This window comes from uncultured Candidatus Puniceispirillum sp. (assembly GCF_963979125.1).
Lineage (GTDB): Bacteria > Pseudomonadota > Alphaproteobacteria > Puniceispirillales > Puniceispirillaceae > Puniceispirillum.
In genome coordinates this window covers 1-8,683 of sequence record NZ_CAXBVX010000082.1, presented here as the reverse complement: position 1 = coordinate 8,683, position 8,683 = coordinate 1, and the positions used below count along the sequence as shown (strand labels likewise).

At 47.8% G+C, this 8,683-nt stretch carries 10 protein-coding genes; 9 read left to right on the top strand and 1 reads right to left on the bottom strand.

Features of this window, described 5'->3' with window-relative positions; translation table 11 throughout:
* Nucleotides 1-101 precede the first annotated feature (101 nt).
* From ABNT28_RS08425 to raiA, 9 genes are all read left to right on the top strand, one after another.
* A complete protein-coding gene (locus ABNT28_RS08425; protein WP_332925150.1) occupies nt 102-1,193 on the top strand; it encodes a cobalt-precorrin-5B (C(1))-methyltransferase in 1,092 nt (363 codons plus the stop codon).
* The gene (locus tag ABNT28_RS08420) at nt 1,193-1,954 is read left to right on the top strand and encodes a precorrin-6A/cobalt-precorrin-6A reductase (RefSeq protein WP_332925149.1); all 762 of its coding nucleotides are present in this window, start codon (nt 1,193-1,195) and stop codon (nt 1,952-1,954) included. The genes ABNT28_RS08425 and ABNT28_RS08420 overlap by 1 nt, the downstream gene beginning before the upstream one ends.
* Before the next feature lie 112 nt (nt 1,955-2,066).
* On the top strand, nt 2,067-3,992 hold the full coding sequence (locus ABNT28_RS08415; RefSeq protein WP_348721381.1) for a 3-hydroxyacyl-CoA dehydrogenase NAD-binding domain-containing protein: 1,926 nt from the start codon (nt 2,067-2,069) through the stop codon (nt 3,990-3,992).
* Nucleotides 3,956-4,888, top strand: a complete 933-nt coding sequence (locus ABNT28_RS08410) for a DMT family transporter (RefSeq protein ID WP_332925147.1) — start codon at nt 3,956-3,958, stop codon at nt 4,886-4,888. The genes ABNT28_RS08415 and ABNT28_RS08410 overlap by 37 nt, the downstream gene beginning before the upstream one ends.
* Nucleotides 4,885-5,676, top strand: coding sequence for a sulfite exporter TauE/SafE family protein (locus ABNT28_RS08405; RefSeq protein ID WP_332925146.1), 792 nt, complete (start codon nt 4,885-4,887; stop codon nt 5,674-5,676). The genes ABNT28_RS08410 and ABNT28_RS08405 overlap by 4 nt, the downstream gene beginning before the upstream one ends.
* Before the next feature lie 48 nt (nt 5,677-5,724).
* The gene (locus ABNT28_RS08400) at nt 5,725-5,928 is read left to right on the top strand and encodes a DUF2842 domain-containing protein (RefSeq protein ID WP_332925145.1); all 204 of its coding nucleotides are present in this window, start codon (nt 5,725-5,727) and stop codon (nt 5,926-5,928) included.
* Nucleotides 5,929-5,955: 27 nt separating this feature from the next.
* Nucleotides 5,956-6,513, top strand: a complete 558-nt coding sequence (locus ABNT28_RS08395; protein ID WP_332925144.1) for a SprT-like domain-containing protein — start codon at nt 5,956-5,958, stop codon at nt 6,511-6,513.
* 1 nt (nt 6,514) lies between these two features.
* Complete coding sequence (locus ABNT28_RS08390; protein WP_332925143.1) at nt 6,515-7,141, top strand: hypothetical protein; 627 nt, start codon at nt 6,515-6,517, stop codon at nt 7,139-7,141.
* 163 nt (nt 7,142-7,304) lie between these two features.
* Nucleotides 7,305-7,916 (top strand): ribosome-associated translation inhibitor RaiA, encoded by a 612-nt coding sequence (gene raiA / locus ABNT28_RS08385; RefSeq protein WP_332925142.1) that lies wholly within the window; start codon nt 7,305-7,307, stop codon nt 7,914-7,916.
* Between the two features lie 29 nt (nt 7,917-7,945).
* On the opposite strand, the gene ABNT28_RS08380 is transcribed toward raiA, so the two are convergent.
* Nucleotides 7,946-8,563, bottom strand: a complete 618-nt coding sequence (locus tag ABNT28_RS08380; RefSeq protein WP_332925141.1) for a histidine phosphatase family protein — start codon at nt 8,561-8,563, stop codon at nt 7,946-7,948.
* Between the last annotated feature and the right edge of the window lie 120 nt (nt 8,564-8,683).

The window sequence follows — 8,683 nt, the reverse complement described above, 5'->3', positions numbered from 1 at the left end:
TTACCCATTACGCGTGATATTATCCTTGTTAGCTGTCCATTGCACGAAAATTTGACGGCAAATAAAGCGGTTATCACATTCAGACAAAATGATAAAAACCCATGACGTCAACGCTTAGCTCTAATTTACGGTTCGGATGGACAACGGGCACCTGTGCTAGCGCCGCGGTCAATGCATCCTACATGGCTTTGATAACAGGCAAGTTTCCTGATCGCGTCACTATTGTGACGCCAAGCGGCAAAAATGCCGATTTAGAAATAGCCACAACCAAAGTTGGTGATGGCTGGGCTTTTGCTGGTGTCATAAAGGATGCAGGCGATGATCCGGATGTCACGCATGGCGCTCTGATTTGCGCCACTGTGCGGCTTGGCGCGCGTGGTAGTGGCGTGGTCTTTTGCCAGGGTTCTGGTGTGGGGGTTGTTACAAAGCCCGGATTGCCTATCGATGTGGGCGAACCAGCGATCAATCCCGTGCCACGTCAGATGATGTCTTCTGTGATTGATGCATTGGCAACGTCACTTGGGGGAACACGTGATGTTGAAATTGAAATTTCGGTACCTGATGGTGACAAGATTGCCCTTAAAACATGGAATCCAAGGCTGGGAATCGAAGGCGGTATATCAATTTTGGGGACAACAGGTGTCGTGCGGCCATTTTCCTGTTCAGCATGGATTGCGTCCATTCATCGCGGTATTGATGTTGCGCGGGCAAATGCCTTGCCGCATGTAATTGGGTCAACCGGTGCTACATCCGAGGGATTTGCCAAAAACCGTTATGATCTGCCTGACATAGCGTTACTTGATATGGGTGATTTTATCGGTGGCATGCTAAAATATATGCGTAAAAATCCGGTGCCGCGCCTGACCATCGCAGGGGGCTTTGGTAAGCTGGTAAAAATGGCGCAAGGTGCCGTTGATTTGCATTCAGCAAGGTCACAGGTGGATTTTGAAAAGCTGGCGACAGTGGCAACGCCTTTGGGCTTTGATCATGACGCGGTGGCGCATGCGAATAGCGTGCTTGAAATTGTGCAAATGGCAGACACAGATCAAAAACATGCCCTAGCTACAATTATTGCTGGACAGGCACATGATGCGGCACGTGCCTATCTCAAGCGTGATGATATTGCTGTCGAAATACTGATTATCAGCCGCGACGGTGCCTTGCTAGGCCAAGCGGGAAGTTTGGCATTGTGATGCATTTGCTGATTTTGGCAGGCACCAACGAAGCACGGACACTCATTGGCAGTTTGAAAGATGATGCGCGGGTCACAATCACCGCTTCATTGGCTGGCGTAACACCATCACCAATTGATCTGATGGTGCCAACACGTAAGGGCGGTTTTGGCGGTGCCGCGGGGCTGGCGGATTTTTGCCGTTCCCATGCTGTTGACGTCATTGTTGATGTAACGCATCCCTATGCGGCGCAGATGAGCCGGAATGCCAATGATGCGACGACAATGATAGGGGGGAAACTGATACGATTCATCCGGCCAGCATGGCAAGCAGGCAAAGGCGATGATTGGCGGTATTTCGCAAGCTGGCAGGACATGACCAAAGCCCTTCCAAAGGGTGCCCGTGTATTTCTGGCTGGTGGAAGTGGGGCTTTGCCGGCCTTTAATCAGCTAGATCATATCGATATATGGGCTCGTGGATTGAAAAAAGAAAATGTCATTACATCAAATAAATTCAGATTTATAGAATCACTTCCTAATAAAAATAGTGAAAATGAAGAGGCCCTGTTCAAAACGCATGGCATAACGCATATTTGTGCCAAGAACTCAGGTGGTACTGCCAGTATTGCCAAACTTCACGCCGCGCGCAAACTTGCATTGCCTGTCTGGTTTCTATCACGACCAGATCCCGAATGTGGTGATAGTGGGCCAATTGGCACCCCTGATCGATTCATCTCTGGCGATGTTGCCGAAATTTTGCGATATATTAAGGGCATGTTGTAGGCAAATGCTTCGATGGTAAATCTATATTTTGCAATTATGAAAAAAAGGGAACGGGTATAGTAATGATCGGTGCGCTTGTTACAAAACCCGAATGGTGATGCGTTTGTTAGACATGAAATACGAACATTGGCATATCGAACAGGATACTGATGATATCATTTGGCTTGGTCTTGATGTGGCAGGTAAATCGGTCAATGTGCTAACCGTCGCTGTTTTGCATGAATTGGCAAATATTTCTCAACATCTAGCCGATACACCGCCAGCAGGACTTGTATTTTATTCGCTTAAATCGCGCGGGTTTATTTTCGGAGCCGATATTAACGAATTTGAGGCTTTCACCAGCGAAGATGAAATCAAAGCGCATATTAGCGTAACGCTTGCTGCCATTCAGCGTATTGAGGATTTACCTTGTCCGACTGTGGCGATGGTTGATGGTGTTGCGCTTGGCGGTGGTTGTGAATTAGCACTTGGCTTTGATGTTATCATTGGCGTTGATAACCCCGCTGTCCAAATTGGTTTTCCAGAGGTAAATCTGGGGCTTCTGCCAGGCTATGGTGGGACTGGCCGCATGGCCAAAAGAGCAGGTCTTGCGACAGCCTTGTCCATGGTGCTGCATGGAAAACCACTTAACGCCAAGGCAGCGCTATCGTCTAATATTTTTGATATTTTAGTTCATGATAACAGTGTATTAAAAGACGAAGCTAAAAAATCAATTAAAGAATTTTCAGATGATAAAAAAACTGTTCCTACAACCGAAGATATAGCTGACCTTATCGATTCTGAAACGGCCAAAATTACAGCGCGTTTTCGTGAAGCCAACACGCCAGCTCCGTTTGAAATTCTTCGTCATTTTGCTATGCAAAATCCGGATCAAGCCCGATTGATAGCGGCAGAAACTGACATTTTTGCCCGTCTGATGATGGGCGATGCATCACGGGGCTTGCGACGAGTCTTTGCGTTGAATGATACGTTGAAAAAACAAGGCCGTGGTATTAGTGAAGTCATCCATATTCACGTTGTTGGTGCGGGCGTCATGGGCGGCGATATTGCGGCAGTCGCGGCGATGAGCGGCTTTAAGGTTACGCTTCAAGACCTCAATGCCCAGACCATTGAAAACGCCATGAAACGTGCACATGCTTTATATGACCGCCGTTTGAAATCTCCTGATGCTGAGACGGCTAAAGACCGTTTACAGGCAGATCAAATGGGTGCTGGCCTGTGTGAAGCTGATTTGCTTATCGAGGCGGTGGCTGAAAATCTTGACATAAAGCGCATGGTGTTTGCCGAAGCCGAAAGCAAAATGAAAGCTGGCTCGATCATGGCGACAAACACCTCGGCGATCCCGCTTGAAGAAATTGGTGCGTCGCTCAAAAATCCACAGCGCTTGATTGGTATGCATTTTTTTAATCCGGTTCCGGTTTTACCATTGGTGGAAATTGTCCATACCGCGGCCAGCGATACCGCGGCTATCCGTCGTGCCATGTGCGTGGCAGGGGCAATGAAGAAACTGCCTGTTGCTTGTAAATCGTCTCCTGGCTTTTTGGTCAATCGGGCTTTGCTACCTTATTTATTTGCCGCTATCGATGCCGTGGTTAATGGAGAAAACGCCGATATGATTGATCAGGCGCTTGTCGAATTTGGCATGCCTATGGGGCCAATCGAACTAGCAGATCAAATCGGGCTAGATGTATGCCATGATGCCGGTATCGTTCTAGGTATGTCAGAAACGTCTGAAGCACGGCTCAAATCCCTAATAGTCGCGGGCACGATTGGCCGCAAAAGCGGGCAGGGCTTTTATCAGTGGGATGACAAAAAAGCCATAAGGCCGCGCGCATCCTATGACGCAGATGTTTTGCAAACTATGACGTTAAGATTACTGACGCCGCTTGTGGCTGAATGTCGTGCCGCCGTTGCCGAAGGTGTTGTTGAATCGGATGATATAGCTGATGCCGCAATGCTATTTGGGACTGGTTTTGCTGCACATACGGGCGGTCCTTTATTTTGGGCAGAAAAAAATCCAGCATTGGCAAAAGTTTGATACCCGCTTCTGATAACGCAGATCCTGCGTCGGTAAAAGACAGTGAAGGGGTGATTGCCGCATTGGCATGGATGATGGGTGGCGTGCTGATGTTTGCGGGCGTTATGCTCACTGTCCGTCTTTTACTGATTGATGTGCCAACCACGCAGACGACCTTTTTGCGCTATGCTATCGGCGCTTTGATATTGGTTCCCTTTGTTGGCAGGTTTAGTTTCAGTTTTTTTAAAAGTAATCATCGCACCCTGTTTGTGATACGTGCCTGTTTGCATGGGGCGGCAGTTTTTCTCTGGTTTTTTGCGGTGTTGCATGCGGCATTAGCTGACGTAAATGCAATGCTGAATCTAGTGCCTGTTTATGTTGTTATTGGCGCGGCAGTCATGTTTGGCGAAATTTTGACAATGCCACGTATGATCACAATTTTGGTTTCATTTGCAGGCGCGCTGTTGATTGTTCGCCCGGGATTTGCCGAAATCAACATTGGTATGCTGGCAATCTTTGCCGCGGGGCCAGCCTTTGCGTCATCCGAGTTAATCGCAAAAAAACTCAAAGCTGACTATGACGATAATATGATCATCATCACGCTATCAATGTTGATAGCTCTACTTTTGTTCATTCCCGCAATGCTAGTTTGGCAACCAATGACGTTATCACAGTGGTTTGGCGTGTGTTTGATTGGGCTTCTGGCGACCTTGGCACATGTTGCCATAATGCGGTCATTTCGGGGGCCGATGTGGGCGTCGCAATCAGGTAAATTCATTCAATTATTGTTTGTTGCCGCTTTTGGTTTCATCCTTTTTGACGAAATTCCCGCAATGACGACATGGGCAGGGGCGTTTCTTGTGCTGTCGTCAATCAGCTATATAGCCTTTGTCGAAGCACGAAAGCACAAATCATGACCGGTTTTGAAACATTGACGGACGCGCCCTTCCTGTTCTGGACCATGGCGGCATTGTCGGTGCTGATGTTATCAGTTGCCAAATCTGGCTTTGGGGGCGCACTGGCAACGACTTCCGTGCCGATTATGCTGTTTGTGTTACCGCCTAAATTAGCGCTGGCGGCTTTGCTACCGATATTTCTGATAACCGATATTGGCGTTTTGTTTATATGGTACAAATTTTGTAATTGGCGGATTGTCTTAATAATGTGCCTATTCGCCCTGTTGGGGCAGGTGGTTGGCTGGTTATTATTCGACTATTTCACCGACGTGATGCTTACGGCGTTGATCGGTGTTGTGGCAGTTGTTACGGGTATTAAATACTGGATTGATGTTTTCAGGGACGCAACGTTGGCAGTCCTTGCTGACTATGTTGATAAACGCATATGGCAACGCGCCGCCATATGGTGTGGCTTATCTGGCATCTCTAGCTTTATTTCTCTATCTGGTGGTATTCCGGCACAGATATTCCTATTACCGCACAGGGTTTCCCGTCAGGCATTTGTAGGAACATTCAGTGTCTATTTCATGGTCATTGATCTGCTTAAAGCCCCGCTTTACTTACAACTAGACCTATTTTCTGCCGATAGTTTGCACATATCAGCTATGCTGCTACCAGTGGTGCCGGTGGGCGTTTTTCTGGGGTGGTGGTTGAACAAACGCATGAGTGATCGCATTTTCTATCATATATCGCATGGCATTTTGCTGTTCATGGGCTTGAAATTGCTCGTTGATGCATTCGCTGGCTGACTTTAGACTGGAAAAGGGCGTTTAACGCCAAAAGGATTTGAGGGTAATATGGCCAGATGGCGACATTTCACAGTGGCAGTAGGTTTGGTGCCAGCATTAATTATCTATGTAGGAATGGTGATGGCACTTGCTGACTATATCATCAATATTCATTGGCTTGTTGATCTGGTCTTTTATCTGTTTGCAGGTTTGATCTGGATTCCGGCAGCTGGCAAGGTTGTTGGCTGGCTTGCCAAACATGAAAGTAGCTGATCTGGTGCAGGTTATTAAGGATCATTAATGCGCCAAAAAAACAGAATCATAGATATGTTTTCCGACCTGATTGGTCAGGCCGCGCCACAGGGTACATTACCCCGTTCCGAGCCAACACCAACCATTTCCGAGCATGCTCCCGAAAAGCTGGCTAAAATAGACCGTCCGCATGCCGAAGCCATAAACCTTGCCGTTGATATGATGAAAGAACATGGTCTTAGTGATTGGCGCATAAAGCTGGATCATGCGCGACGTCGGGCTGGCCAATGTGACTATAACAAAAAAGAAATCTCATTATCGCGGCATTATGTTCGCTATGCCGAAATGGATCACATACGTGATACGATTTTACATGAAATTGCGCATGCGCTTGTTGGGCCACATCATGGTCATGATGCTGTATGGCGGCAACAGGCGCGCGCCATCGGATGCACAGCGACCCGGTGCCATACACTGAATTTTTCGCATGCGCGCTGGATGATGCGGTGTCCTAATGGCTGTTTTGAGGTTGAACGCCATCGTCGAAAATCAGGGCTACTATGTGCGACCTGTAAAAGTCCGGTAATTTTTGAATCGGGAAGCTAAAATGTTTGAACCTGACCAAAGCCGCCAACAACGTCTTGGTGCAGCATTAAAACGCTTGGCAAAGCCTGCTTGCCGGATGACTAGTTTTCAATTTTTCACTGAAACTGAAATAAATATCCTTCGGCAGTCCGCTAATCAGCAAGAATTTCGGCAGGCACAAGATACAATCAATTATCAAGGTCGCAAAACATTTCAGGATTTTGATGTCTGTTTTCCAGCACCGCGGCGCGGTGTTTTTGATGATCTTGCGACATGTCTTGAAACATCCCTTTGGATGGCGGGGCAGACTATGTTGCAAAATCCGTTTGCCAAACAATTACGTCTTGAAGATTTTGCCATTCAGCGTTATCCGGCAGGTTCACGGGGTATTGGCATTCATCGGGATGGGCAACGCTATCATCACATCGTGATTATCATTTGCCTTGATGGCAAATCACGGTTGTTTCGTTGCAATGATCGGTCAGGTAACGGTAAACGCGTTGTCGATGATCGTCCTGGGCGATTGGTCTTGCTTTCGGCACCTGGCTTTAGCAACCGAGATGGAGAAGATGCCCGTCCGCTTCATGGCGTTGACAAGGTTACACAAGGGCGTCTGTCTCTTGGCTTCAGGGCTGCACCAGCCATTTAGATATAAAATCAACGAACTTCTTGCTTCAAATCCTTATTCTTGGCACCATAAGTGTCTGGAGCGCCCTTCTGCTCCCTCAAAGCAAAGATGGGCGTAGATATATGCGCTTCAGTGGCTGTTCATATGTGATGCAGTTACTTTTCGATTGAGGGAGATATGCCGCATGCAAATTAATATTTCAGGAAAAAATATGGATACTGGGGCGGCCTTTCAGGAACACGCCCATAATGCCCTGAACAATGTAGTAGAAAAATATTTTCAAAATGCTGTCAGTGGCCACATAACGCTGGAAAAAGCTGAATCTGGTTTTACCGTTCGTGCCCGGGTCGCACTGTCCCGCCGTATTGAACTCGAAGCCACGGGTCAGGCTGGTGATGCCCATACGGCGCTGGATGCAGCTATGACGCATGCGGAAAAACGTTTGCGCCGTCATAAAAGGCGACTCAAGAATCATCGTAACGCCGTCACAATCGGCGAAGAAGAAGACGCGATCATGACCGCGCCGATGAAAGTATATGCCTCCAGTGAGCAGGTGAACACGTCTGATGATGCAAAGTCGGATGAAGAGCTTGTCCCCGTTTTTGCAGACATGTCATATGACATTGAAACGCTAAGCGTCGATCAGGCAGTGATGCGGCTGGAATTGAGCGGTGCCAACATGTTGATGTTCCGGAACGCAAATCATCTTGGCCTCAATGTCGTCCATTTTCGTGAAGATGGAACGATTGGCTGGATTGATCCTCGTGGCATGCGCCGCATGGGGGTAGGGGCATAGAGTCCAGCCAGCAGCGGGTTATATCCATCCTATGGTAATGATTTCACCTGCCATAGGCCGCCTGCATGGTTCTGTCCATGTTTGGCATTCATCAAATGTGCTTCAAAATAGCCTAGATTTGGCACATCAAAGGACAAGGCACGATCAGGCGATATATCAAGCATATGCGCAAGCATGGCGCGAATAGTACCAGCATGAGTAATCAGAATTTGTGGTGATAAAAACTCTTGCTGTTCTTGAAGCTGGCACCAATGCGCGACACGCAGACATTGCTGGGCAAAGCTTTCACCCCCAGGCGGGACCCGATCCGCAGTCATATACGACCAGTTATGGCGCGGTTTATCTTTAAGCTCTTTCCAAATATCAGCCACAAGTTGCTCATCCCAGGTGCCAAAACTTTGCTCAACTAAGGCAGGTTCAATTTTTGTCGATTGGGGGTCTAGCTGTGCTTTCAGCAAATCCGCAGTCTGACGGGTACGTTGAAGCGGGCTTATATGCCAGTCCGCACCCTTGGGTAGCGCCTCGATCAAACTTGTCAGATCATGAGGCTGGTTGGTAATTGGTGGATCATGAGGCGGCAGGTGGTCTGATTTCTTTTGCACCATGGCATGCCTGACAAAATAAAAGCGGGTGATAGGTATATCCATCTTGCTAGCATTATCCCGTAAAGCTGATGGTTGATAAGCCATAAAACATAGTCATAAAGCCTATTTCCGCGCCGATTATACTTGCGCCCATAACGTCGCCGCTAAGGCCGGAGATTTGAC

Coding starts and splice junctions, on each gene's coding strand:
- raiA (WP_332925142.1), top strand. CDS start 7,305: ATGCAAATTAATATTTCAGGAAAAAATATGGATACTGGGGCGGCCTTT.
- ABNT28_RS08390 (WP_332925143.1), top strand. CDS start 6,515: ATGTTTGAACCTGACCAAAGCCGCCAACAACGTCTTGGTGCAGCATTA.
- ABNT28_RS08380 (WP_332925141.1), bottom strand. CDS start 8,563: ATGGATATACCTATCACCCGCTTTTATTTTGTCAGGCATGCCATGGTG.
- ABNT28_RS08420 (WP_332925149.1), top strand. CDS start 1,193: ATGCATTTGCTGATTTTGGCAGGCACCAACGAAGCACGGACACTCATT.
- ABNT28_RS08425 (WP_332925150.1), top strand. CDS start 102: ATGACGTCAACGCTTAGCTCTAATTTACGGTTCGGATGGACAACGGGC.
- ABNT28_RS08400 (WP_332925145.1), top strand. CDS start 5,725: ATGGCCAGATGGCGACATTTCACAGTGGCAGTAGGTTTGGTGCCAGCA.
- ABNT28_RS08415 (WP_348721381.1), top strand. CDS start 2,067: ATGAAATACGAACATTGGCATATCGAACAGGATACTGATGATATCATT.
- ABNT28_RS08405 (WP_332925146.1), top strand. CDS start 4,885: ATGACCGGTTTTGAAACATTGACGGACGCGCCCTTCCTGTTCTGGACC.
- ABNT28_RS08395 (WP_332925144.1), top strand. CDS start 5,956: ATGCGCCAAAAAAACAGAATCATAGATATGTTTTCCGACCTGATTGGT.